The sequence below is a fragment of the Rhodococcus sp. NPDC056516 genome (assembly GCF_042794655.1).
Taxonomy (GTDB): domain Bacteria; phylum Actinomycetota; class Actinomycetes; order Mycobacteriales; family Mycobacteriaceae; genus Rhodococcus_F.
The window spans coordinates 130,290-154,199 of sequence record NZ_JBHTTG010000009.1 but is presented as its reverse complement, the minus strand read 5'-3'; the positions used below and the strand labels follow the sequence as shown (position 1 = coordinate 154,199).

The 23,910-nt window shown below is 61.8% G+C and carries 22 protein-coding genes and 1 pseudogene; 17 read left to right on the top strand and 6 right to left on the bottom strand.

Features of this window, described 5'->3' with window-relative positions; translation table 11 throughout:
- Positions 1-41 precede the first annotated feature (41 nt).
- From ACFQ6Y_RS26165 to ACFQ6Y_RS26125, 9 genes and pseudogenes are all read left to right on the top strand, one after another.
- Entirely contained in the window at positions 42-860 is an 819-nt protein-coding gene (locus tag ACFQ6Y_RS26165; protein WP_378638988.1) for a polysaccharide deacetylase family protein, read from the top strand.
- 4 nt (positions 861-864) lie between these two features.
- Positions 865-2,844: an amino acid permease gene (locus ACFQ6Y_RS26160; protein ID WP_378638985.1), complete on the top strand. Its 1,980-nt coding sequence runs from the start codon at positions 865-867 to the stop codon at positions 2,842-2,844.
- Between the two features lie 91 nt (positions 2,845-2,935).
- Positions 2,936-3,241 carry an NAD(P)H-dependent oxidoreductase gene (locus tag ACFQ6Y_RS26155; protein WP_378638981.1) on the top strand — a complete coding sequence of 102 codons (306 nt, stop codon included), beginning with the start codon at positions 2,936-2,938 and terminating at the stop codon, positions 3,239-3,241.
- A 216-nt stretch (positions 3,242-3,457) separates the two neighbouring features.
- Positions 3,458-4,198 carry a polyphosphate--glucose phosphotransferase gene (gene ppgK / locus ACFQ6Y_RS26150; protein WP_378638978.1) on the top strand — a complete coding sequence of 247 codons (741 nt, stop codon included), beginning with the start codon at positions 3,458-3,460 and terminating at the stop codon, positions 4,196-4,198.
- Positions 4,199-4,338: 140 nt separating this feature from the next.
- Positions 4,339-5,367 carry a formylglycine-generating enzyme family protein gene (locus ACFQ6Y_RS26145; RefSeq protein WP_378638973.1) on the top strand — a complete coding sequence of 343 codons (1,029 nt, stop codon included), beginning with the start codon at positions 4,339-4,341 and terminating at the stop codon, positions 5,365-5,367.
- A gap of 48 nt (positions 5,368-5,415) precedes the next feature.
- Complete coding sequence (locus tag ACFQ6Y_RS26140; RefSeq protein ID WP_378638970.1) at positions 5,416-6,051, top strand: PadR family transcriptional regulator; 636 nt, start codon at positions 5,416-5,418, stop codon at positions 6,049-6,051.
- 180 nt (positions 6,052-6,231) lie between these two features.
- On the top strand, positions 6,232-6,621 hold the full coding sequence (locus tag ACFQ6Y_RS26135; RefSeq protein ID WP_378638968.1) for a YidH family protein: 390 nt from the start codon (positions 6,232-6,234) through the stop codon (positions 6,619-6,621).
- Positions 6,618-6,809 (top strand): annotated as a pseudogene (locus ACFQ6Y_RS26130) (DUF202 domain-containing protein); the annotation flags it as partial. The gene ACFQ6Y_RS26135 and the pseudogene ACFQ6Y_RS26130, both read left to right, overlap by 4 nt.
- A 12-nt stretch (positions 6,810-6,821) precedes the next feature.
- Positions 6,822-6,971, top strand: coding sequence for a hypothetical protein (locus ACFQ6Y_RS26125; protein ID WP_378639609.1), 150 nt, complete (start codon positions 6,822-6,824; stop codon positions 6,969-6,971).
- 423 nt (positions 6,972-7,394) lie between these two features.
- On the opposite strand, the gene ACFQ6Y_RS26120 is transcribed toward ACFQ6Y_RS26125, so the two are convergent.
- Positions 7,395-7,571: a hypothetical protein gene (locus ACFQ6Y_RS26120; RefSeq protein WP_378638965.1), complete on the bottom strand. Its 177-nt coding sequence runs from the start codon at positions 7,569-7,571 to the stop codon at positions 7,395-7,397.
- Between the two features lie 29 nt (positions 7,572-7,600).
- Positions 7,601-8,092, bottom strand: coding sequence for an AsnC family transcriptional regulator (locus ACFQ6Y_RS26115; RefSeq protein WP_378638962.1), 492 nt, complete (start codon positions 8,090-8,092; stop codon positions 7,601-7,603).
- Between the two features lie 210 nt (positions 8,093-8,302).
- On the opposite strand from ACFQ6Y_RS26115, the gene ACFQ6Y_RS26110 reads away from it, so the two are divergent.
- Positions 8,303-8,968 carry a TetR/AcrR family transcriptional regulator gene (locus ACFQ6Y_RS26110; protein WP_378638959.1) on the top strand — a complete coding sequence of 222 codons (666 nt, stop codon included), beginning with the start codon at positions 8,303-8,305 and terminating at the stop codon, positions 8,966-8,968.
- 60 nt (positions 8,969-9,028) lie between these two features.
- On the opposite strand, the gene ACFQ6Y_RS26105 is transcribed toward ACFQ6Y_RS26110, so the two are convergent.
- The gene (locus tag ACFQ6Y_RS26105) at positions 9,029-9,208 is read right to left on the bottom strand and encodes a hypothetical protein (protein ID WP_378638956.1); all 180 of its coding nucleotides are present in this window, start codon (positions 9,206-9,208) and stop codon (positions 9,029-9,031) included.
- 379 nt (positions 9,209-9,587) lie between these two features.
- On the opposite strand from ACFQ6Y_RS26105, the gene ACFQ6Y_RS26100 reads away from it, so the two are divergent.
- The 6 genes from ACFQ6Y_RS26100 to ACFQ6Y_RS26075 all read left to right on the top strand — a co-directional run bounded on the left by ACFQ6Y_RS26100 (position 9,588) and on the right by ACFQ6Y_RS26075 (position 19,490).
- Entirely contained in the window at positions 9,588-10,820 is a 1,233-nt protein-coding gene (locus ACFQ6Y_RS26100) for a glycoside hydrolase family 1 protein (protein ID WP_378638952.1), read from the top strand.
- Positions 10,821-10,932: 112 nt separating this feature from the next.
- Positions 10,933-12,225: an MFS transporter gene (locus tag ACFQ6Y_RS26095; protein ID WP_378638949.1), complete on the top strand. Its 1,293-nt coding sequence runs from the start codon at positions 10,933-10,935 to the stop codon at positions 12,223-12,225.
- 47 nt (positions 12,226-12,272) lie between these two features.
- A complete protein-coding gene (locus ACFQ6Y_RS26090; RefSeq protein ID WP_378638946.1) occupies positions 12,273-14,531 on the top strand; it encodes a glycoside hydrolase family 3 C-terminal domain-containing protein in 2,259 nt (752 codons plus the stop codon).
- Between the two features lie 110 nt (positions 14,532-14,641).
- Complete coding sequence (locus ACFQ6Y_RS26085; RefSeq protein ID WP_378638943.1) at positions 14,642-16,405, top strand: sulfatase; 1,764 nt, start codon at positions 14,642-14,644, stop codon at positions 16,403-16,405.
- 62 nt (positions 16,406-16,467) lie between these two features.
- Positions 16,468-17,814, top strand: a complete 1,347-nt coding sequence (locus ACFQ6Y_RS26080; protein ID WP_378638939.1) for an MFS transporter — start codon at positions 16,468-16,470, stop codon at positions 17,812-17,814.
- 161 nt (positions 17,815-17,975) lie between these two features.
- Complete coding sequence (locus tag ACFQ6Y_RS26075) at positions 17,976-19,490, top strand: M28 family peptidase (RefSeq protein WP_378638936.1); 1,515 nt, start codon at positions 17,976-17,978, stop codon at positions 19,488-19,490.
- Positions 19,491-19,752: 262 nt separating this feature from the next.
- Here the strand turns inward: ACFQ6Y_RS26075 and ACFQ6Y_RS26070 are convergent, their stop codons facing one another.
- From ACFQ6Y_RS26070 to ACFQ6Y_RS26060, 3 genes are all read right to left on the bottom strand, one after another.
- Positions 19,753-20,883 carry a lipase family protein gene (locus ACFQ6Y_RS26070; RefSeq protein ID WP_378638933.1) on the bottom strand — a complete coding sequence of 377 codons (1,131 nt, stop codon included), beginning with the start codon at positions 20,881-20,883 and terminating at the stop codon, positions 19,753-19,755.
- 849 nt (positions 20,884-21,732) lie between these two features.
- Positions 21,733-22,383 carry a hypothetical protein gene (locus ACFQ6Y_RS26065; protein WP_378638930.1) on the bottom strand — a complete coding sequence of 217 codons (651 nt, stop codon included), beginning with the start codon at positions 22,381-22,383 and terminating at the stop codon, positions 21,733-21,735.
- Between the two features lie 271 nt (positions 22,384-22,654).
- Positions 22,655-22,987, bottom strand: a complete 333-nt coding sequence (locus ACFQ6Y_RS26060) for a hypothetical protein (RefSeq protein WP_378638926.1) — start codon at positions 22,985-22,987, stop codon at positions 22,655-22,657.
- A gap of 362 nt (positions 22,988-23,349) precedes the next feature.
- Here ACFQ6Y_RS26060 and ACFQ6Y_RS26055 point away from each other — a divergent pair, with 362 nt between their 5' ends.
- Positions 23,350-23,871 (top strand): 2-oxo-4-hydroxy-4-carboxy-5-ureidoimidazoline decarboxylase, encoded by a 522-nt coding sequence (locus ACFQ6Y_RS26055; RefSeq protein ID WP_378638923.1) that lies wholly within the window; start codon positions 23,350-23,352, stop codon positions 23,869-23,871.
- Positions 23,872-23,910: the final 39 nt, after the last annotated feature.

The window sequence follows — 23,910 nt, the reverse complement described above, 5'->3', positions numbered from 1 at the left end:
ATGAAGTCCGAATTAGGCGAATCTGCTCTAAGCTCCGCCCTGTGGACCGCCGACGCTTCCTCAGTGCCCTCGCAGCAGCAACTTTGACCGGAACCGCCGCGGTGACCATGGGAACCGCTTGTTCGTCACGTTCGGTCGGCACGGCTATCGCCGCAGCCGACGAACCAGCGGATCCCGTGCCTGGCGCGGATCTCCCGCCCGCGTTGTTACCGCCTCCACCGCCGTCTGCCCGGGTGGCGCTGCCTGCCGGCGGATCGTTGACTGCACTACCCGGTGGCGGTGATCTGCTTTCTCTGACGGTTGACGACGGGGCCAGCTCCGAAGTCGTCCGCCTCTACACACAGTTCGCTAAAGACACCGGCATCCGTTTGACGTACTTCGTCAACGGGCAATACAACTCGTGGACCGAAAACGCTGGACTTCTCAAGCCGCTGGTCGAGAGCGGGCAAATTCAGCTCGGCAATCACACCTACTCGCACCCGGACCTGACGTCCGTGTCGAAGCAGCAGATCGCCGACGAGCTGACGAAGAACAGCACGTTCCTGCGCAACACCTACGGTGTGGACGCCGCGCCGTACTTTCGGCCGCCGTACGGAAGGCACAACGCAACAGTCGATTCCGTGGCCGCGAGCGTCGGATACACCGTGCCGACCCTCTGGTACGGATCGTTGTCGGATTCTTCGCTGATTACCGAGGAGTACATCCTCCAAATGGCGAACCAGTACTTCAACCCGGGGGCCATAGTGATCGGACACCTCAACTATCTGCCCGTGACCCACGTGTATCCGCAACTGGTGGACATCATCCGAAGCCGGAACCTGCGGACGGTCACGCTCAACGATGTGTATCTGAGGCCGTGACGCCGTGGTGACCGCCGCCGAAAACGAGGTCCCGGCCGACAACACGGCTCCGTCGGTGAAACAACGCACCGAGGCCTGGCTGCTCGCGGACATCACCGAGGAGCCCGCCGGACATCTTGGGCCACACCGCATGGCGCCGAAGAAGGAGAAGCGCCACCCGTGGTGGAAGGTGATGTGCCTGACGGGTGTCGATTACTTCTCCACTCTCGGTTACCAGCCCGGTATCGCGGCACTGGCGGCCGGCACGTTGGCTCCCATCGCGACAGTCGTATTGATCCTGCTGACGCTGTTCGGTGCGCTGCCGGTCTACCGGCGTGTGGCTCGCGAGAGTCCGCACGGCGAGGGTTCGATCGCCATGCTCGAGAAGCTGCTGCCCAAGTGGCGCGGCAAGATCTTCGTTCTCGTGCTTCTCGGCTTCGCGGCCACCGATTTCCTCATCACCATGACACTCTCGGCTGCCGACGCCACGGCGCACCTCGTCGAGAATCCTTTTGCACCAACATTTCTCTCCGGACACACAGTCGCCGTCACCCTGGTTCTGCTCGCGCTCCTCGCCGCGGTATTCCTCCGCGGATTCACCGAAGCAATCGGTATCGCGGTCGGATTGGTCGCCGTCTACCTCACCTTGAACGTAGTGGTCATCTCCGTAGGTTTATGGCACATCGCGACCGCGCCGTCTTTGGTCACCGACTGGACGCGCGCCATGACCACCGAGCACGGAAATCCGGCGATGATGATCCTGATCGCGCTGATCGTCTTCCCGAAGTTGGCGCTCGGCCTGTCCGGCTTCGAAACCGGGGTCGCGGTCATGCCGCAGATCAAGGGCGATCCGCACGACACCGAACAGAATCCACGTGGCCGCATCAAAGGTGCACGACGCCTGCTCACCACGGCAGCGTTGATCATGAGTGGATTCCTGCTGACGTCGAGCCTGGTCACCACCATCCTGATCCCGGAGAACGAGTTCCAACCCGGCGGCGCTGCCAACGGTCGCGCCCTTGCATTCCTCGCACACGACTATCTGGGTGAGATCTTCGGAACCGTCTACGATCTCAGCACGATCCTGATCCTCTGGTTTGCCGGTGCGTCGGCAATGGCAGGGTTGCTCAACCTCGTCCCCAGGTATCTCCCCCGCTACGGCATGGCGCCGTCGTGGGCCCGCGCCGTGCGTCCTCTGGTCCTCGTGTTCAGCGTCATCGCCGTCACCGTCACGATCTACTTCGACGCCGGCGTCGACGCTCAGAGTTCCGCGTACGCAACCGGCGTCCTCGTCCTGATCTCGTCGGCGACCGTCGCCGTTGCCCTGTCCGCCCGCAAGCACGGTCAGCGAAAACTGTTCGTAGGGTTCAGTTTTGTCGCAGTTCTGTTCGTCTACACGACGATCGCGAACATCTTCGAACGCCCGGACGGTGTGAAAGTGGCGTCGTTCTTCATCGCCGCGATCATGGTGGTGTCCTTCCTTTCCCGAATCTCGCGAGCCTTCGAACTTCGCGCCACCTCTGTCGAATTCGACGAGACCGCGCTGCAATTCATCACCGAGGCAGCCGAGAAGGGCTACCTCGCGATGGTGGCGCACGACGTCGACCGCCTCGACGAGGACGAGTATCGGCAGAAGGAATCGCAGCAGCGCGCCGAAAGCAACATCCCCGAGGGCGAGTCGATCATCTTCATCGAGGTCAACGTCACGGACTCCTCCGAATTCAGCACCGACCTCCTCGTCCACGGCCGACAGCGCGGTGAGCACCGGATTCTGTGGGTCGACAGTCCGGCCGTCCCCAACACCATCGCGGCGGTTCTCCTGCGAACGAGGGACATCACCGGAGTGATTCCCGACGTCTACTTCGAGTGGACCGAGGGAAACCCGATCATGTACCTGCTCCGATTCCTCTTCATCGGAGAGGGCGAAACCGCTCCCGTGACCCGTGAGGTCCTCCGCCGCGCCGAACCCGACCAGTCCAGGCGGCCCCACGTCCACGTCGGTTGACGCAGGCTCCCACTGACCGCCCACACGCCCGCGCGAGTGCAGTTTGAAAAGCCGTTCGACCCGCAGGTGGCCCGGACAACTGGAGTGGACGATGCGACGGAGATCGGCTGGTAGCTTCAAGAACCTTCTCACCTGGACATCCGGTGGAACCGAAATAGCCGACAAACCCGTGGCATGGATCAACGTCGCCGCACCGGGCCGCGGACGCGGCGCCGTGAACACATTGGAGACCGTATTGGTTTATGTCGCTGCGCAAGTGGTGCGGGATGCTTGTTTGGTAGTACCTGTAGGACGGGCTGACGTCGATGACAACGGCGTCACACGGAATCAGCAAAGTGCGATCGCTGGCCCCGATCTGGAGCCTAGTGCGATGACGTCCACCAGAGTCTCACGGTGAATTCTCCAACGCGGCGATTCAATGCAACCGAAGACGATGGGTTGCTCAGTGTCTGGCCAGTGCACTCCGGGCGAGTTCCCCCACCTTCGGATGGAATGTATGCACTCGCGGCTGCATAATCCTAAGTCGACGACGTCCAGCCGCGTGATGCACTGTCATGGAGCAGTCGTTGCAGCGGCAAGACTCGCCTCTCGAATTCACCAGGAGCGCAGGACGATGACAACCACAGGTTTCGGGATCGACGTCGGCGGCAGCGGCGTCAAGGGCGGCACGATCGACCTGAGCACCGGGGAAATGATCGGTGACCGCATCAAGATCCTGACCCCGCAGCCGTCGACGCCCGACGCGATCGCGGGCACTGTCGCCGAAATCGTCGAGCAGGCCAAGTGGACTGGTCCGGTCGGCATCACCTTGCCCGCGGTTGTGACCGCCGGCGGCGCACGCAGTGCCGCGAACATCGACAAGTCGTGGATCGACACAGACGCCGCCGCGCTCTTCGGCAAGGCCCTGGGAGGGCGCGAGGTCACCGTCCTCAACGACGCCGACGCTGCCGGAATCGCCGAGGACTCGTTCGGAGCGGGCAAGGATACCTCCGGCGTCGTGATCTTGTTGACCTTCGGTACCGGAATCGGATCGGCCGTGCTGCACAACGGAGTTCTGTTGCCCAACACGGAGTTCGGTCACCTCGAAGTCGACGGCAAGGAAGCCGAGCACCGAGCGGCGTCGTCGGTGAAGGAAAAGAAGGACTGGAGCTACAAGGAGTGGGCCGTCGAGGTCTCGCGAGTTCTGACCACCTTCGAGAACCTGCTCTGGCCAGACCTCTTCATCGCCGGCGGCGGAATCAGCCGCAAGCACGAGAAGTGGATTCCGCATCTGACCAACCGCACGAAGGTCGTCCCTGCCACCCTTCTCAACACTGCGGGAATCGCCGGAGCTGCGCTCGCGGCGAGTCCATAGCTTCCCAGCCCCTTTCCTCCGGGCACTGATGTGGCGGTGCCGCGCCGGCTCCGGCACGGCTCCGGTTTCCTCGACAAAGCGGTCGCATTCCTGAACAGCTGGAAGGTGCGATCAGGTGGCTGATATGTGCCTTGGTACCCATGAGCGAACTCCAATACGGGGTTCAACTGGGCCGTAAGCTCTTGCGATATGATTTAGGTACATATCGTGGGAGGACTACCTCAATCATGGAACACTGCTGCTCGCCGAGTCGTACACCGCCTCGACGTTCCGAGACGACCAGCAGTGATATTCGATTGGGAACCCAGCCCGACGCACGCAAGTACATCGAACTCACTGGTGGCGATTTTCTCATGGGAGATCCGTTCGATGAGGGATATCGCACCGACGGCGAGCGGCCTGTGCATCGCGTTGAAGTCGCCCCCTTCGCGATTGCTCCTACGACGGTGACAAATGAGGAGTTTGCAGAGTTCGTGTCTGATACCGGTTTCGTCACCGACGCTGAGCATTTCGGGTCCTCAGCTGTTTTTCATCTGGCGGTGAATGCACCCGTGTCCGACATACTCGGTAGAGCTCCGGGGGCTCCCTGGTGGATTGATGTTCGCGGGGCGGACTGGGCTCATCCGGGTGGGAGCCGATCCCACTGGATGGAGGCTGGCCTCGGGGACCATCCTGTCGTGCACATCTCGTGGCGCGACGCCGTTGTCTACTGCTCGTGGGCTGGTGGCAGGCTTCCGACCGAGGCCGAGTGGGAGTTCTCGGCTCGCGGCGGACAGAAGGGCAGAAGGTACCCGTGGGGTGACGAGCTCACTCCAGATGGCGAGGACCGGTGCAATATCTGGCATGGTCGTTTCCCTGAATCCAACACCCTTTCCGACGGGTTCCTGACAACTGCGCCGGTCCGCTCGTTCCCCGGGAACGATTTCGGTCTTTTCGAGGTCGCTGGCAACGTGTGGGAATGGTGCGCGGACTGGTTCTCGCCTTCGTATTACCGCCGTTCGCCGCGACAGAATCCCCTTGGTCCACGAGACGGTACCTCGCGTGTCACCAGAGGAGGTTCGTACCTGTGCCACCACAGCTATTGCAACCGATACAGGCTCGCTGCTCGCTCAGCAAATACACCTGAATCATCCACGGGCAATTGTGGTTTCCGGATGGTGCGCCAATGACGCATCGAGGTCAAAGGCCAGAAACCAACGCTGGCGGGGGGTTACCGTATGCGCCTTGAATTCGTCGTCCTCGGAATGTTGGCGATGAGTCCGTTGTCCGGCTACGACATCCGTAAGTGGATGGACGGCCCCGGACAGTATCTCGGATACGGAGTCCAACTACCACACATCTATCGGACGATGCCCAAGCTCATCGGCAAAGGCTGGGTCGAATTCGAGGTAGACCCACGAGACGGGAAGCCCGATGCCAAGGTCTATCGGCTCACCGACACCGGGCACACTGCCCTACTCGACTGGGCGCGATCACCCTACACACCGTCACCACGGCCATCCGATCCAGATTTTAAACTTCGCTTGCTGTTCGCAGGCCAATTGGGCCCGGACATCGCCATCGAACTGATCCGTACCGAACTGGATTTTCGCATCGCCCAAGCCGCATCCCCAGGTTGGCAAGCCTTCGTGGAGATGAAGCTTCAGCCCGCGCCAGGAATCGACGCGTCCTGGGTGCACGAGTTGCACACGACCGCCCACGAGCACGGGTACACGGCAACCGCGGGTTACATCGCGTGGCTCCAGCTCGCTCTCGCGAAGTTCGAGAGAGAAGCGATGGGCATGGTCAGCTCGGTCCCTTACCGAGGGCAAGGCGGTTCGGTCGATTCGCCTGCACCGAAGGCCCGCCCGTAGTCCTGGGTTTCGCTGTTCGTTGGAGGAGCTCGTTGCGAAGGGTTTCCCGTCAGCTTTCAGACTTCGGGCGCCGATCTCACGGTTATGAAGACCATCGAGCCCTCGATCTCGGAGCGGGGCGCACATCCCGATTGCATCAACTCAGTCGTGAATCGACTTCGTACGCGCAAGGAAGCTGACATGACCTCAGACCCCAACGATACCGATCGCCGCTGGCCGGCGAAACTCTATTCTGTTGGAAGCGAGCCCGATCCGCGTTTCAGTCTCGCCAACGAGCGCACTCTTCTCGCCTGGATCCGCACCTCGTTGGCCTTTCTCGCTCTCGGTGTGGCGCTCGATTCCCTCGACGACATCGTTGCTGCAGGGCACAGCTCGTTTCTCGCATTCGGTTCGGTGAGCTTGGGACTGTTGTGCGCCGTCGGAGGCGTGCGCCGGTGGTGGAGGAATGAACGAGCGCACAGGCGAGTGCAGCCTCTCTCCGCCCCTCTGACCGCTGTCGCGGTGACAGTCATGATGGGGGTAGCTGCGGTGCTCTTGCTGGCTCTGGCCATCGCGGGGCGAATCCTGTGAATCTCGCTCGCGATCACGGCGCGCAAGTCGAGCGGACTGCCCTCTCATGGCAACGCACTGCCGTGGCAATTCTGGCGTGCGCGCTCGCCATTTCGCGCATCAATACTCCTCAGTTTTCGTGGGTTGCCACTGGGGTGCCTGCAACAGCCCTCGGGCCGGTAGTGGCGCTTATATTCTTATCTCACAACAGGTATCGGAACATGACGTTTGCGCTCGGAACACCTCAAGCGCAGGGTCGAGTAGATCGGGGCAATCTCCCGGATGCGCGCCTGCCGATCGCGGTCTCTGTTGCCATGATCGGGATGTGCCTGTTCGAGCTGGTTCATCTTCTGAACGCTCGAATCGAGTAACCGGGGCGCTGACCTGACCTGGCACGACATGAAGAGCCGCAGCGGGGTGCATTGTGAGCTCCATCCGCGATCGCCGACGACGGGGCAACGAGGATTTTGCGCCCGGATTGCGCCACACCGTCCGTTGCCTTTTGACCGATCACTGCGGGATGGCGTTCTCGACGATTCGTATTCCGTTCTATGTCTTGATCTTTCATTTCGACCGCCGGCGTCACACCACTGCGGAGAAGAGTCGACCTCATTCTCGATTCTTTCGCTAGACCGCATCGATGGCCGGCAGTCGTCCACGGTAGCGCGTCTGCATGATCCCTGCCGGCGCAGCTCGATGTCTCGATCAGTCCCCGCCGCCACTGACCGAATCGTCGGCATGGGCATCTGAAATCTCCTCACTGGCCCTGGCAGGCTCGAGTTTGGGTGAATACTTCAGAGAGGATCAAGCACCCCGAACCACGGGTCCACCGGGACACGGCCGATTGCCCGACCGTTGGGGCCGAGGCGCGTGCCCATGCGTTTGATGTGCCGTAAAGCAACTGCGCGCCACGCTTCGTATTCCTGGAACTCGTTCAGCGAGAATCGTTTCGAGACGCTGCAAGTCTTCAAGTCCTCTCATCCACAGGGAGATCATGAGGTTAGCGGCGCCCCCGGTCAGACCGACGGTCAGTCGAGTCTCGGGAAGGTCTGATCAATGTGCGCGCTACGTCGGCGTGTTGTTCGGGTGGTACGTCCGCCCAGAGTGCCGCCGATACCGGCCATCGCGTGAGGCCAAGTGGGACGTCGCAGCGCACGACGATCTCTCGGCGGGCCAGTGCTCCTTCGATTCTGCGGCGAGCAGTCGGACGGCTGACGCCGAGCCCGTCGGCTAGTTCGCTGACGCCCATCCGTGCGTCCTCGGCGAGTATTCCCAGCAGCTCACGAAAACTACGGTCCGAGACGAGTCCCGGGACATCGTGTGCCCTGGGCCGGTTGCGTTTTATAAGGCCCTGTTCGCCGATGTCGAGGGAGCGGAGCTGCCAGTCACCGCCTTCGACAAAATTCGGGTGCCGGTTTGCGTCTGGGTGGACGATGCTCCGGCGATCTACGAGATGCCGTGCAGCAAGAGCTCCGCGAGGATCGGTCGCCAAGGCGTCGGCGCCGCTTAATACCTTGTTGGTGGTGCAGTCGCCGCAGCTCCACTGACCACTCCGATGGCATCGTCCGACGCTGCCTCCATTCAGCAGTCTTCGCCATCGTGACCTCCACCACGATGAAGGCTGCTGTTCGTCTGTTGACGTCGGCCTGCTCGAACTTGCGCGACCGGAGGTTGTGGGATTCGCTGGCCCGAATGGGATTCATTGGAACTCACTTTCCGGGAGTGGCGGGCAAGCGGTCGCGACTACCATCGATTTATGGTCAAGAGGGGTTCGTACGCCAAGGGTGTCGCGACAAAGGAAGATCTGCTTGCTGCCGCCTTGGAGGTCGTCGGTCGAGTCGGCTACGGGCGCAGTTCGGTGCGGGAGATCGCCGAGGAAGTCGGAATCACGCATGCAGGATTGATGCATCACTTCGGTTCGAAAGATGTCCTGTTTCGAGAAGTGCTGAGGAAGCGCGACGAGGTATCGCGTGCTCGGGCGGAGCAAGCTGATCTCGAGCTCGGGACACCCGAGCAATTGACTACAGCAATTCGCTCCAATGCCGAAGTGCCTGGCCTAGTTCACCTGTACGTTCGACTTTCCGGCGAGGCCAGCGAAGACGGGCACGCGGCCCATGAGTTTTTCGCGGAACGATATCGCGAGCTGAGAAGCCTTGGTGCGGAACGGGTTCGCGCCTTCCAATCGGAGGGTAAATTTCCGGCGGCCTTAGACGCTGAGCGAATTGCTACGCTCGTCCTCGCTGCCACCGATGGCCTGCAGTTGCAATGGCTCTACGAGCGTGACCTCGACATGTCGGGGCTCATTGAGTACTTGTTTGAGGCTCTCGGGTTGGTGGAAGGCGCCGAAGCGGACCCGGACGAGATCTGATTACGGCATGAGCGGCCAATACTTGATCGCGGTCACGACTACGTGATCGTGCCATGACCGCTAAGTCCTGACGTCGAGCGCTTCGGCGTTGTCCTTGGCAGGGCGATCAGGGCGGCTCTGCGCGACGGTGATCCGCAACGCTATTGCGGCAGTGCGGCTATTGAAAGGGACTTCGAATTCGGGCGCCTTGGCCGGGGCATGCGTCTGGAAACCGGGGACGCGCCGGTTCTCGGTGGGCAACGAGTCACGCCCACCCCCTTTTTGACCTTGGGCGGTCTGGCTAACTTCGACGCGCGCGCGTAGTTCGCGGCGCGCCTCTGCATTCTCCCGGCGCCATTCTCCCGGCGCCATTCTCCCGGCGCCCAGACATCTGCAGTAACCGACCCCATTCGCCCAATCGGCGCAGTTCTCGGGCCGAGAGTTCAGGGCACTCCTGCAGTTGGGAAACGTGCCCCGCTCGAAAGAATTTCAGGTAAATCTCGCCGGCCCTTCCCATCGAATACTTACCGGGGTAATGTTTTCAAAATCGTCGCGAATTGTGAGCAGTGACACAGGGCGGCAGTGCACGCCTGGCCGTTGGCGACAGATCCAATCCCACCGAATAGACCGAAGGGTCACTATGCCTACCAGTTTCCAGCTCCCAGAAGCCTTCCTGTGGGGCGCCTCTACCGCGGCCCATCAGATAGAGGGCATGAATGTCAACAGTGACTTTTGGGCCTTTGAACACAGTGGCCTGCTCCCGGAACGGTTTCGGGAAATGAGCGGTGACGCGTGCGACAGCTACCACCGCTGGCGAGAAGACATGGACCTACTGGCGGAGCTTGGTTTTACCGACTACAGGTTCAGCATCGAATGGGCGCGCATTGAACCGGCACCTGGTGAGTTTTCCAACGCCGAGATCGCCCACTACCGGCGCATGGTGGCCGGAGCCATCGAACGAGGGCTTCGCCCGATGCTGACACTTCATCACTTCACCGTCCCCCGATGGTTTGATGAACAGGGCGGATGGGAATCAGAGGACGCCGTCGAGCTCTTCGGGCGTTTTGTCGAGGCCGCAGCCCCCATTTTTGCCAGCAATGTTGACCACATTTGCACCATCAACGAACCCAATATGGTGGCGAGGTTTGCCGCGATCCGCAAGGCGGTTTTGGCGGGCAACGTCTGGGAAGAAGTTGGAACTGACAAATACGACGAGGCCGCCACTGTCGCCTTGATCAACGCGCACCGGCGAGCCGTTGGAGTGATCAGGCGCCTCACACCTCACATCAAGGTCGGTTGGTCGGTTGCCATCGCCAACCACCATGCAGTCGATGGCGGTGAATTGAAAGCGGCAGAGATTGCGTCCGCCGCACGGGATGTTTTCGTCCTCGCCGCTGACGGTGACGACTGGATCGGAGTGCAGGCCTACACCCGTGTGTTCGTCGGACCGGACGGGCAACTGCCCGTTCCCGAAGGTGCACAGAAGACGCTGACAGGGTGGGAGTACTACCCGCCGGCGCTCGGTGAATCGATCCGCAGCGTTGCCCGACTTGTACCCCGGACGCCCATCATCGTGACCGAAAACGGCATCGCCGAAAGCGATGATGCCGTCCGCGTCGCCTACACCTCCGGAGCCTTGGCGGGCATGCGCGATGCGTTGGCCGCCGGCATCGATATCCGCGGCTACTACCACTGGAGCGCCTTGGACAACTACGAATGGGGAAGCTTCGTCCCGACCTTCGGATTGATTGCGGTCGATCGGAAGACGTTCGTCCGTACACCGAAGCCGTCCGCGGCGTGGCTCGGCGCCGCCGGTCAGTCCCGGGCCATCGAGCTGATTTCCGATGACCTGATGTCCGAAAGCGTCGTCTAGTTTCACCCCGCAGCTTCAGCTTCTCCCAAGCGCCCTTATCTCCACCGACTCATGGAGGGGTGTTCAAAAACAATGCTCCCGCCACCCCTTTCCATGTTCAAAGGAACAGCCCGTGACATCGTCGTCAGGCAATCCAGGCGGTACAACCGCGATCACCACAGCAACACCCTCGCACCAGACCGCGCCCGAAGCGGAAGCCAGGACTCCGCGCAGACTGATGGCCTCCATCGCCCCTGCAACCTTCAGCATTTCCCTCATCTGGGGCGCGGTCCCGTCGATCCTCTTGGCATTGCAGGTGCAGCAAAGCTTCGGAGAGAGCGACAAGGTCACCGTACTGGCCCTTGTCTCAACGTTCGGTGCCTTCGCGGCCATGATCGCCCAGCCCGTCGCCGGCGCCCTGTCCGACCGCACACGGAGCCGCTTCGGCAAGCGCGCCCCGTGGATCGTCCTCGGGTCCTTGTGTGGTGGACTCGCCCTGATCGGCTTGGCATTCGCCAGTAGCCTCGTGTCTTTGATCATCGCCTGGGTGATGGTCCAGATCAGCTTCAACTTCGCACAGGGGCCGTTGAGTGCGATCATGCCCGATAGAGTGCCTCGCGCAGTCCGTGGAACCTTCGCTGCCATCCTGGGTCTGGGATCGATGTTCGGCTCTCTCGGCGGACAAATTTTAGCGTCCTCGCTTTCGCGGAACATCCCGGCGGCCTATCTGCTGCTCGGCGGATTCGCAATCATCATTCTGACGCTCTTCGTCGTGTTGAACCCGGACCGTTCCAGCAGAGACGCCGTCGTCGAGCCCTTCGTGGTGCGTAATTTCGCACAGACGTTCTGGGTCAGCCCCGTCAAACACCCGGACTTCTTTTGGGCATTCACCAGCAGGCTGCTGACATACACCGGCTACTTCGTGGTCGTCGGATACAAGCTCTACATCCTCCAGGACTACATCGGACTGGGCGAGGATGCGATTGGATTGATCCCGGTCGTAGGACTTGTCTCGATGGGCGGCCTGTTGCTCAGCACTCTTGCCGCAGGGAGACTATCGGACCACCTGGGGCGGCGGAAACCGTTCGTTCTCGTCTCCGGACTGGTTGTTGCCACGGCCTTGTTCACGCCGCTGTTGCTTCCCAGCGTGACCGGGATGATGATCATGGCTGGCCTGGCCGGCTGCGGCTTCGGCTGCTTCCAAGCCGTCGACGCCGCCCTGATTTCCGAAGTCCTCCCCTCGGACCGCTCGTTCGCCAAGGACCTCGGCGTCGTGAACATGGCCGTTACCCTTCCGCAGATCCTTGCCCCGGCTTTCGCCGGTCTCATCGTGCTCACACTCGGCTACTCGATGCTGTTTCCCATCGGTGCCGCAATAGGTGTCCTCGGCGCGCTGTCCGTGATGCCAATCAAATCGGTCAAATGACCACCAAAGCCAAACAAATCCCTGCAGAAGGACAGTTGTAGAACACCATGAATACAAGCAATGCCACCCAGCTTGGCCTCGATCAGAAAGCATCCCTCACCTCAGGTGCAGGCTCGTGGGCCACCGTCGCCTACCCAGAAGCCGGGGTTCCCGCGGTCGTCATGTCGGACGGCCCGCACGGTCTCAGGTTCCAAGAAGAGGAAGAGGCCGACCACCTGGGCTTCTCCAGCAGCGCTCCAGCCACCTGCTTCCCTCCCTCCGTCGCACTTGGCTCGAGTTGGGACCCCGGGCTCGCACATCGCGTGGCAGCCGCTCTGGGCCTAGAGGCCCAGTCTTTCGGGGTCAACGTGCTCCTAGGGCCTGGCATCAATATCAAGCGAAGCCCGCTCTGCGGCCGCAACTTCGAATACTTCTCCGAAGATCCACTGCTCAGCGGGGAACTCGGGGTGGCCTGGGTCAATGGTCTCCAGGCCCAGGGCGTCGGCGCATCATTGAAGCACTTCGCCGCGAACAACCAGGAAACGGACCGCCTGACGATCAGTGCGGATATTGCCACCCGCCCGCTCCAGGAAATCTACCTGCGTGCATTCCGCCGCGTTGTCCTGGACGCGAGGCCATGGACAGTGATGTGCTCCTACAACCAGATCAACGGCGTCTACGCCTCCCAAAACCCCTGGCTGCTCACCGAAGTGCTGCGGGATGACTGGGGTTTCGACGGTGTGGTTGTTTCGGACTGGGGCGCCGTCGTCAACAGGGTCAAAGGCCTGGCCGCCGGATTAGACCTGGAAATGCCGACCTCCTCCGGCGCCGGCCCGGCCCAAGTGGCGGCGGCCGTCCGATCCGGGCAACTGGGCGAGGATGTTTTGGACCGCAGCGTGACGCGTCTGGCTGAACTCGCCGTGAAAAGTGAATTGGGGGCCCAGCCGGGAACCATTTTCGATGCCACCGCACATCATGCGCTAGCCCGCGAGGCCGCCGTCCGCAGCGCAGTCCTCCTCAAAAACGAAGGCGGCATCCTGCCACTGGATCCGGCAACCGGGCAGAAGATCGCCGTCATCGGCGAGTTCGCACGGACTCCCCGCTATCAAGGAGCCGGCAGCTCAAAGGTGGTGCCCACGCGGCTCGACAATGCACTTGACGCGATCAAAGGCCTGGCCCTCAACGCAGAAATCCGTTTCGCCCCAGGCTTCACGCTGGACGACACTCCCGACCCCACCCGCGACTCCGGCCTGTGCCGCGAGGCAGTACGCACCGCAGCGGACGCAGACGTCGTCCTGCTCTTCCTCGGACTGCCCGCAAGTTATGAATCCGAGGGCTTCGACAGGGAGCACATCGAGCTCCCGGAAGAGCAGACAGCGCTGCTTGAAGCCGTGAGCTCCGCAAACCGGAACGTCGCCGTGGTGCTGTCGAACGGCTCTGTGGTGCGACTCTCAGGCTGGGCAGACCGAGTCCCTGCAATTCTGGAAAGCTGGCTCGGAGGCCAAGCGGGTGGCTCGGCAACGGCGGATCTGCTGTTCGGCCTCGCGAACCCCTCCGGCCGCCTGACAGAGACCATCCCGCTACGGCTCGAAGACACCCCGGCCTACCTGGACTTCCCCGGCGAGGGCGGACATGTCAGCTACGGCGAAGGCCTATTCGTCGGCTACAGGCACTACGACGCCCGCAAACTCGAGGTCTCCTATCCCTTCGGACATGGCCTGAGCTACACAAGCTTTGAGTATTCGGATCTCCGTGTCGACAACGACGACGGGGGTGCACGGCTGACGGTCACGGTCCGCAACAGTGGCGACCGAGCCGGACGTGAGGTGGTCCAGGCATATGTGCAAGCACCCTGTTCCCGGGTGCAACGGCCCGAACGTGAACTGAAGGGTTTCTTCCCGATTGAATTGCAACCCGGCGAAGCCGCCGAGGTGGTCATCACGGTACCTAGGGACGAATTCGCCTATTACGACACTACTGCTGCTGCATGGCTGGTGGAAGAACTGGAGTACTCGTTCCAGGTGGGCGCATCGAGCCGTGACCTGCGACTAGCAGCCGCGGCCCGGATCCAGGGCGACGACTTCGTGGCCCCAGTCGACAGGGAATCCAACATCGGGCAGTGGCTTAGCCATCCCGTCGGTGGGCCGGCCCTGCAAAGTCTGCTCGAGCAACCAGTGCTTGCCAGCTACCGTGCGGGGGCACCGGAAGGGTCGTCACAGCACAAGGCGATCATGGGGACACGCTTGGGCCAGCTCGCCCAGTTCGCAAGAGTGCCAGTCACGGAGGAGGACTTGGACGCTCTAATGGCACTCGTTTCCAGCAGCTAGCTGACTGGAGCCGCCACACCCTCACACTTCCCCGACCAGGCCGAAAACCTATCGCCAGCACCATGGTCACTCTCTGTTCCCCTGCCAGCCACCGGCCCGAAAGGACCCCAGTGAGAGCCATCATCCTCATGTTCGACAGCCTGAACAGGCACATGCTCACCCCGTATGCGGACACCGTTGTCGAAGCACCGAACTTCGCACGCCTCGCCGCACAATCGGTGACGTTTGAGAACTTCTATGCCGGTTCCATGCCGTGTATGCCGGCCCGACGCGAAATGCACACCGGGCGTTACAACTTCCTGCACCGCGGCTGGGGCCCTCTCGAGCCTTTTGATGACTCGATGCCGGAAATGCTCGGCAAGGCCGGAATTCACACGCACCTTGTTTCCGACCACCCCCACTACTGGGAAGACGGTGGGGCCACCTACCATCCCCGCTACACCACGTGGGAGTTCTTCCGCGGCCAGGAAGGCGACCCGTGGAAGGGCGTCGTCGATCCAAAGCCGGGTCCCCACAAGGGGCGTCCTGGAATGAAACGCCAGGATGCCATCAACCGCAGTTACATGCCTACGGAAGCCGAGCACTCACAAACACTCACTGTGGATGCGGGGCTGCACTTCATCGACACCAATCAGGTGGCCGATCAGTGGATGCTACAGATCGAGCTTTTCGATCCGCATGAACCTTTCTTCACCCATGACGCATACAAGGCCATGTATCCGCACGACTACGATGGTCCCGAGTTCGACTGGCCTGACTATGCAAAAGTTAGCGAACCCCTCGAGCAGGTGGAGCATGCACGCTACGAATACGCTGCGCTCGTATCCATGTGTGACAAGTCGCTGGGCAGGGTCCTCGATGCCATGGACAAACACGACATGTGGAAAGACACTCTGCTTCTGGTCAACACCGACCATGGCTTCCTGCTCGGTGAGCACGGCTGGTGGGCCAAGTCCGTCCAGCCATGGTTCAACGAACTGGTCCATCTGCCCATGTTCCTATGGGACCCGCGCACCCAGGGGAAAGACTGCAGGCGCGGCGCTCTGGCCCAGACCATAGATATTGCCCCAACCATGCTGCGGCACTTCGGCGTTGAGCCGACTCCCGACATGCAAGGCCAGGACCTCGCTGCCATCCTCGACGACGACAGCCCTGTGCGCGACGGCGCCCTGTTCGGCATCCATGGAGGCCACGTCAACGTCACAGATGGCCGGTACGTCTACATGCGCGCTGCCGCAGCCCCTTCCAATGGGCCACTGGAGGACTACACCCTCATGCCCACCCACATGCGCTCCCGTTTCGCGGTCTCCGAACTCGTTGACTGGCAAGCCGCCGAACCGTTCACGTTCACCAAGAAGCTGCGCACGCTTCGCATCCAGACATCCTCCATGTTGAGCTCATGGACCCACGGAACATTGCTGTTCGACCTCCACACAGACCCCGGACAGAACAATCCCGTCCTCGACGACGACATTGAACTGCGGATGGTGGAACTGCTGGTGCGACTCATGCACGAGAGCGACGCGCCCCAAAGCCAGTTCGCCAGACTGGGCCTGCCGTTCGACGCCGCCCCCGGCAGCGAACACTTGCTGGCCAGGGAACAGGGAGACCGCGCCCGCGCTGCCCTGGTTCACTTGCCACCACTGACGGACTTCCACGACCACGGCGCCGCCTTGGCAGTTCCCCTTCTGGCGCTACTTCAGGACCAACGATCCCGCGCCGTGCTCCAAGAACATGTGCCCCACCTGGTCCGGACGGAACTGGTCAACATCCCCGCCCAACTCAGCTTGTACGACTTGGCCAAGGTCAGCCCTGTCCCGTTGCCCGTCCTAATCCGCCTGGCCGAAGAACTCGGCCCGGCACCTTTGCCATAGCAAGATCGCCACCGCCCCATACATATTCGCCAACGGCCTGCCAACGAAGACGGAAAACTCGCATGGACATTGAAACCAGCAGCCCCAACAAAGTCGAAGGATCCACGCAGGCACGACGCGTGCCGCACCGATGGCAGAACCTTGCCACACTCACCGGAATCACGGTCGTAGACAACACTGAACATGGCCTGAGCACGACACTTTTCCCGAGCATCGCCGCCGCGCTCCACCTGCAAAGCAGCCATTTGGGCGTCCTCGCTGCCATCGGAAAATTTGTTGCCGTCCCCGCCGGGCCGGCCTGGGCATGGCTGGCCGGGCGCATCGGACGCCGCGAAACCCTGGTCACGACCAGTATTGTCGGCGGCATTTTCGGCATAGCGGCAGGCTTCTCCCAGGACTTCACTCAGCTGCTGATCTTCAACGCGCTCATGTCAGCGGCGCTCATTGGTGGGGGTCCCATCGCCATGGCCATCATCGCCGACTCCTTTGAGGACTCCCAGCGAAGCAAGGCAGCTGGATACTTCTACGGATTTGTGAGCCTGATCAGCGCCTTCCTGGGCCCGCTCATTGCGATGTTCACCGGGCTCACCGACGGTTGGCGCTATGGCATGTGGTCCATCGGTGTTATTTGCATTCTCGCTGCCCTTCCGGTCGCTTTCCTGCTGAAGGACCCTGGCGTCGGGGCATCGGAAAGCCAGCTGGCGGACCTGTCCGGCCGCGACCGCGTCATGCCCAAAGTCACCGTCCAGTCGGTGCTTTCACTTTTCCGGATCCCTTCGTTCTCCATCATGATGCTCTCCCGGCTCCTGTCCGGCCACTTGCTGATCGCCGTCTTCGGCATTCAATTCCTGGTCACAGAGCGGGGCTTTACGAATGCTGTCGCAGCAACGGTCCTTCTGCCGTTCGGAGTCGGCTATTTCGCCGGAACAGTTGGAGGCGGGCTTCTAATATCTCGTCTCGACAAGATACTTCCCCATATCGGCCGGGTTGCCTATCTACAGGGAGCCCAGATTTTCTTCGCCATTGTCGCGTTCTTCGCGACCCAGATCCGCTACGACGGCATTGCGGTGTACGCAATATTCATGGTTTTACTGGGCTTCTGCCAGGGCGCCAACCCGCCGGCGAACCGGCCTATTGTCGCCGCCGTGGTCCCCCCGGAATTACGAAACCAGGCCTTCGCTATTTTCCTCAATGTTTTCGAGACCATCGGGTGGGTCACTTTCTCACTTGGCGCCGGGATTCTTGCCGCCACCCTTGGTATCCAGACGGTCTTCTTCTGGGTCTTGGTAGTCCTCATGCTTGTCAATGCCGCCGTGCTTTCCAGCCTCTACTTCTGCTACCCCCGTGACGTGGCCAGAAATACAGAAACACTGGAGCAACGCAGGCGGGATGCCCTCCAAGAGATCTAACGGGACTCTTCGTGGCCGGTAGGAGACGGTGTCGTAGCCGAAAGGGCCTGCGGCCCCTGCTCTGATGTGACCAGAGGAACGGCTTCCGCCTGATGGACATTGCCGATCAAAATGTCTTTCGGCCGCCCACTCAGCAACTCGTCGTATGTAAGGAAAACAGGATGAACGGCAACAAGCACGGACACGATCCGCTCAGCGAGCAGTCGCTAATAGCCGATGTTCACACCATTACCGGGTTCGGATGGAGGAGGAACGGATCGCCTGCCGCGGAACGCACGGCTTCGTTCTTCCGGGAGCAGTTCGAACTGCACGGCCTCGACACGACGGTCGAGAGCTGGCCCTTCAATCTCTACTACCCGCAGGAGTGGTCGCTGACCGCCCACCCCGTGTCCGGACCCAGTGACGAGGTGCCGTGGCAGGCAAACTCCATTCCTATCTGGTACTCCGCACCGGGCACCGTCAGCGGCGAAGCCGTCTACATCGACGCTCGCACGGAAACCCCGGATCTGGCCGACATCGACATCACCGGCAAGATCCTCCTCGTCGACGTCAATTACATCGGCAACTTCTCCGCCACGGACGGCAGCTCGGTCAGCGGCGCCGGACTCTACAACGCCGCCGTCAACAAAGGAGCTGCGGGATACGTCCGGCGTGCCGGAGCGCCCGGCAACGCCGTAATGCTCATGCACTTCGCACAAAACTTCCCTACCCACAAAAGGGCCGCGCAACTCGGAAGCATTCCCGCCTTCACCGTCGGGCAAATGGATTTCGACCGCCTCGCGGACGCGGCCAACGCCGGAATCGAGATCGAGCTCAGCAACGTGCTCACCGACGTGCCCAAGGGAGGGGAACTCGTCGTGACGGGTGGTTCGCTCGGCCCCGGCGAGCACCGGCTGCGCGCCATCGTCGATGACGTCGTCGGAATACTGCCCGGCCTGTCAGACGAAGTCGTCATCGTCGCTGCACACTACGACAGCACTTTCGACGGTGCCGTCGACAACGCTACAGGCGACGCGGTTCTCCTCGGGCTCATGCGCCACTACACGGCCCTACCGGTCGAGAAGCGTGCCAAGACGATGGTTTTCCTCGCCAGCGGTGCACACGACACCGGCGACTTCGACCTCTACCACTTCGTGGAGAGGCACCAGGACGACCTCCTCCTACGAACCATTGCGTTCAACTGGCTCGACCATTTGGCCGCCGACGTCGATCAGGCAGCGTCCGGCAATTCCGTAGTCCACGGAGTGATCGCTGCAGAGAACGAGCTGCTGCGATCGCACATCACGGAGCACATGGCGGCTTTCGGCGTCCCAACCGAGCCTGTCCTGGGGCCAGCGTCCACCATCAGCCACCTACCGCCTCACGTGCCGAGCTACAACGTGACACTGGCCCCGTCCTGGTATCACTCTCCCGAAGACACCGTCGAAAAGGTACCCCGCCACGCACTTGCCGCCATGGCAGCTGCGCAACGGTCCCTGCTCGATGCTCTGATGAGCGCGAAAGGCTCCGACCTCCGCGCGGCGAACCCCTTATCCACGGCGATCGCCGGTGCCGCGAGGAAGACGCGTGCTGCGGGTGACCAACCTGCGGAAACGCCCAGCAAGGTCACAGGCGGAGCATTCTTCGCTGTCTCGCCCGAACTGCCGACGGACGCCACCGCAATGCAAAGCACCTGATCGAAAAGCTCACCGGGAGCGTTGGTGGTCGTCGCGACCGAACTTCTCGCGTCCGAGGAATACCGGGATTTCGGAATCCGTGAGATCTGCGAAGAGGTGTCATCTCGGTACACGGCTGGCAGATTATTCGGCGATTACCCCGCATTTCCACGACACAACCGACACTTTCATCTGAACGAACCGCAAGACTTCAGACGCTCGACTGGAGACCCCAGCCGAGCGCTTCCACAAGTTGATCGTTTCGACAACCGCATGAATTCACCTACGGCTGCAAGAGGTTCGAGGCGAAGGCGAGGCTTTCGGGGAGCGCTGCCCGCATCGTCTCGATATGCCCCGTCGGATATGTGCGGAATGTGACTGGCTGGCGGTTGGCGGCGAGTTCGGCCGCGAGTTTCAGTGCCAGCGGCGCCGGCACCATCTCGTCCGTCAGCCCCTGCCCGAGGAACACTGGCCGGTCGTACCCGGTCGTCGGGATCTCCAGCATGCCGCGAGCAGCAGCCAGCACCGCGGGATCGTCGAGGGGCCGGTTCACCAGATCGCCGATCGCTGTGTCGCCGAGGTCCGATGCCATGTCCTGGTAGCAGTTGGTTTCGGCTCTGGCCAGGGCATCCGTGCCGCGTGGTGTCAGGTAGCGATCGATGTCGAGATCGGGTCGCGCCGCCCGGAGCCCGGTCAAGAGGTACGAGACGAACGCGGTGCTGCCGGTCAGTGGCAAGCGGGGAAAGTCCGGCCCCACGAGTGGTGCAAGGTTTTCCAGATTGGACGGCGCCCCGGTCGCGACCGCGCCCCGGTAGTCCAGTTCGGGTGCGTACCGTGTGGCGATCGCTGCCGTGACCATCGCGGCCTGACCGCCCTGAGACTGTCCGAGTGCCACCCACCGCGGTGAGAGCGACGGTTCGACCGCACGCGCGGCGCGCACCATGTCGATCACGCTGTGCGCCGCCGAGGGTCCGTCCAGGTACGCGTGGGTTCCCGGCGTGCCGAGTCCCACGTAGTCGGTCGCGACGATCGCGTAGCCCTGCGAGAGCCAGTTCGTGAGGTATGGACTGCCGACGGTCCCGGTCACGGTGGGAGCGCACTGGTCGGAAATACCTACAGTGCCGTGAGCCCACGAGATGACCGGCCAGCCGCCTTCGGGTGGATCACCAGGGGGCAGGAAGAGCGCGCCCGTACTCAACGCGGGCCGGTTCAGCGGACCCGTAGACCAATAGGTGAGCTTTGATCCGTTGACGGCGCCGGGGATCCAAAAGGAGTGCGGCAGGGAGGTTGCCGCGGTCACTGTGCCCGGCGTCGTGATTGGCGACGATTCCTGCGCGTGGACGGGCGCGGTCGAGACGGCCGCGGAGGCGAGCGCGATCACCATCAATGCTTGACCGAGTCGTTGTCGGATCATCGCATCGCTCCCCGGGTTCATCCGCGTGTACGCCGACTACCATTCTGCGCGAACCGGAGGTGCCGGTACACCGGTTCGACTATCTTCGGTGCCGCTCCTGCAGTCGAGGGGCCAGCGGACCGTGCGCGACGAAGAACTTAAAGCCGAGGTGAGCCGTGTGCGTACCGAGAATTATTCGGGCTCGAGCACACAAGGTTTGGCTGGAAATGCGTCGTGAGGGCATTGATGTGGCACGGTGCACGATTGATAGGTGTCTTCGGGCTCGAATGCGCACGAAGAGGCATGACCAAGCGCACCGCCATCGCCGATCCACAAGGACATCGCGCGGGCGATCTGGTGCAGTGAGGTTAAACCCGGTGACGCCAAAAATGTTGTGGGTCGCCGATTTACTTACGTTTCTGCGTGGTCGGGTTGGGTTTATGTCGCGTTCGTGAGGGATGTGCACTCACGGCAGATTCCGGGCTGGAGGACGGCTAGGACGATGATGACATCGTTGGTGGCTGATGCGCATGCGATCTGGACCTAACGGCGAGAAGGGATTACGTACTGTCTGAACTCATTCATGTCTGTGGAATCACCACCTCAGGCGCGCAATAGATTTGACGCCCAATTCGTGAAAGCCCCATCTCGATCGACGACAGTGTTGTCGAGATCGAGCAGAAGGGCCATGGCCGTTTGCGACGATGCCTTCGAGGTGGTGTTTGCGGGCTACCTCGAGCATGATCGGTCCGTCGACGTGGAGCGAGTGAGGTAAGACTTTGATGCGAGGGTGCTCAAGGCTGCGGTTGGCGAGCGCTTCGCGGCGTTCGAGGCAGGGCAGGTGGTCGTCGACGTGCCGTCGATGTCGAGCTACCTACCGATTCGTTCGACGCGCCACGGGGGGATATCCCGCCGCGGCCTGACCTTGATCGAACGAAATTTGTATCCGTCCTGGTCGATGACCGGCTCCCATTCGAAGTCGACCTGCTCTCCGACGACGAGAGCGCTGATCCCTCCGCCGATGCTGAAACTGTCGCCCGGCCGAGCGTTGATGACTTCGTCGGGGTGTAGGGCGCTGTAGAAGGTCCAACAACCGCCCGGAGTGTCCGCGGAGTCGATGACTCCCCAGCCTTCCTCACCATTCCACGTGGTGACGACACCGATCGCTGGGGTGCCGATCGGGGGCGCGATCGTATCGTCGAGGTCGGTGATGTCTAGATCGGTGACCTCGTGAACGGTGCCGTCGGGATCGATATCCCAAGCCCTGAAACCGGGCGGTCCCGGCGGCGTGTGGTCCTCGCCGACTGTCCACGCCTGCACGGTGTGAAAGTCGTAACCGTCTGCCGGCTCGTCGAGTTGATTCCACTCGAACTCGACTTCCTGACCTTCGACCATACCCGGGAACCCGTGGACCACTACAGATGTCCATGAAGTCCAGCTACCGCCCGGCGTGTCTGCGGAGTCGATCACGCCCTGCATACCCCCCACGTCCCAACTACGGACCACTCCTCGGCTCGTCACGACCTCAGTATGTCCAAGACCACGGTGGCTAATGAGCGGAACCCGAAAGCCTGTCCAGAACGGGCGGAACTGGGATAAAGAATCGGTGGGGCACTTGATCACCTATGCGACCCGAGCCCGAAATTGTTTTCCCGCAACACTTCTGCACTTCTTGACGCGGTTCTATTCGGAAAGCTCGAATGGGTGATCATGCTGGGTATAAGCATTCTTTCTATGCACGCGATCATCGAAAAATCCGAACGCGTGGACGACCAGGAAGGCGAATAGACATTCACCAACAAAGGCCCGAGGCAGTGGCGAGCATGTTGACCACGACCAGTGTCGACGACACGACCGACAGCGTCGCGAGCACGGCCGCAGTCACGGTGCGGAGACGAAGCGCGCACACGACGAATGCCCCAGACCATACGGACAACGTCGCGATCACCAGCCATCCGCCACCGGCCATGTCGCGTTCCGCAGGTCCGTCACAGCTCGCGTCGATCGATCCCCACAGGCCGAACAACACCAAGGCCGCCGCCACGAGCGTCCAGACCAATGCAAGGAACAACACGCCGATCTTCCGCCAGATGGTCACATCCTGAGCCTGCACGCGCAGCGACACCCGCGAATCCGTACAACTACTCAACGTCGACCGAAACAAAGTACGAAGGCGCCGGTGGCGAGAGCGAGCGCGAGCGCGAGCGATCAGAGCGCCTTGGTTTGACACGGGCCGGCCGGAGAAGAAGTCAGTCATGATCCGGGTCTTTTCCGTCCAGAGGCTCCCGGTCTGGAGACTCACCGGTTTTCACCGGTGAGGCTCCTTCGATGTGTGGGTCAGCTCGTTACGCCGCGTTAAGAACCTGAAAACTCGGTGAGCAAACCTTCCTTTCCCAGGTGAAGCGGCGGATTATCGAAGTGGCCGCGCATGTGGTTACCGTGCGGCATGTCGAGCGCGCCTGAAGGCACAACGGGCCGGGAGGTCACATGCTGCTACATCAATCGATCGGGTTGGAGCGCTTCAACGAACTACCGCGACAGAAGGCGGTTCACGCACTGTTCGAGTGCTGCTGCTCGCTGACGTGGGCCGGATGGGTCAGCGACGGACGTCCGTTCGCCGATCATGCGGAGATCCTCTCGCGAGCCGAGGACTCGATTCTCAACCTCTCGGACGAGGACGTCGAGCGCGCCCTGCAGTGCCATCCACCGGTCGGCGTGCGCAAGAACAGCGTGCCGTCCCACCTCGAGCAATGTTCGATCTGGGTTCCGGACGACGCCGTCATGGCAACCATCTATCGCGCCGGCGAGGAGTACGAGCGAAACTTCGGCTTCCGGTATCTGTGGTGTTCGCACGGCCATGACGCCGACGACCTGCTCGAGAACATCGGCCAGCGCATGTCCAACGAACGCTCCGTCGAGCGCAAGGTCTGCGTCGACGAGCTCGCCAAGATCACGCGGACGAGGATCGAGCGCATGCTCGGGCCCGAGGACGGTTATCCCGAGTACTGAAAAGAAAAGCGGGTGCGGCGCTTTCGCGCTGCACCCGCT

Excerpts from the sequence above, each read along its gene's own strand:
- ACFQ6Y_RS26135 (WP_378638968.1), top strand. The coding sequence starts at position 6,232 with ATGACCTCAGACCCCAACGATACCGATCGCCGCTGGCCGGCGAAACTC.
- ACFQ6Y_RS26080 (WP_378638939.1), top strand. The coding sequence starts at position 16,468 with ATGGACATTGAAACCAGCAGCCCCAACAAAGTCGAAGGATCCACGCAG.
- ppgK (WP_378638978.1), top strand. The coding sequence starts at position 3,458 with ATGACAACCACAGGTTTCGGGATCGACGTCGGCGGCAGCGGCGTCAAG.
- ACFQ6Y_RS26070 (WP_378638933.1), bottom strand. The coding sequence starts at position 20,883 with ATGATCCGACAACGACTCGGTCAAGCATTGATGGTGATCGCGCTCGCC.
- ACFQ6Y_RS26155 (WP_378638981.1), top strand. The coding sequence starts at position 2,936 with ATGCGACGGAGATCGGCTGGTAGCTTCAAGAACCTTCTCACCTGGACA.
- ACFQ6Y_RS26090 (WP_378638946.1), top strand. The coding sequence starts at position 12,273 with ATGAATACAAGCAATGCCACCCAGCTTGGCCTCGATCAGAAAGCATCC.
- ACFQ6Y_RS26055 (WP_378638923.1), top strand. The coding sequence starts at position 23,350 with ATGCTGCTACATCAATCGATCGGGTTGGAGCGCTTCAACGAACTACCG.
- ACFQ6Y_RS26075 (WP_378638936.1), top strand. The coding sequence starts at position 17,976 with ATGAACGGCAACAAGCACGGACACGATCCGCTCAGCGAGCAGTCGCTA.
- ACFQ6Y_RS26140 (WP_378638970.1), top strand. The coding sequence starts at position 5,416 with ATGCGCCTTGAATTCGTCGTCCTCGGAATGTTGGCGATGAGTCCGTTG.
- ACFQ6Y_RS26145 (WP_378638973.1), top strand. The coding sequence starts at position 4,339 with ATGAGCGAACTCCAATACGGGGTTCAACTGGGCCGTAAGCTCTTGCGA.
- ACFQ6Y_RS26100 (WP_378638952.1), top strand. The coding sequence starts at position 9,588 with ATGCCTACCAGTTTCCAGCTCCCAGAAGCCTTCCTGTGGGGCGCCTCT.
- ACFQ6Y_RS26125 (WP_378639609.1), top strand. The coding sequence starts at position 6,822 with ATGACGTTTGCGCTCGGAACACCTCAAGCGCAGGGTCGAGTAGATCGG.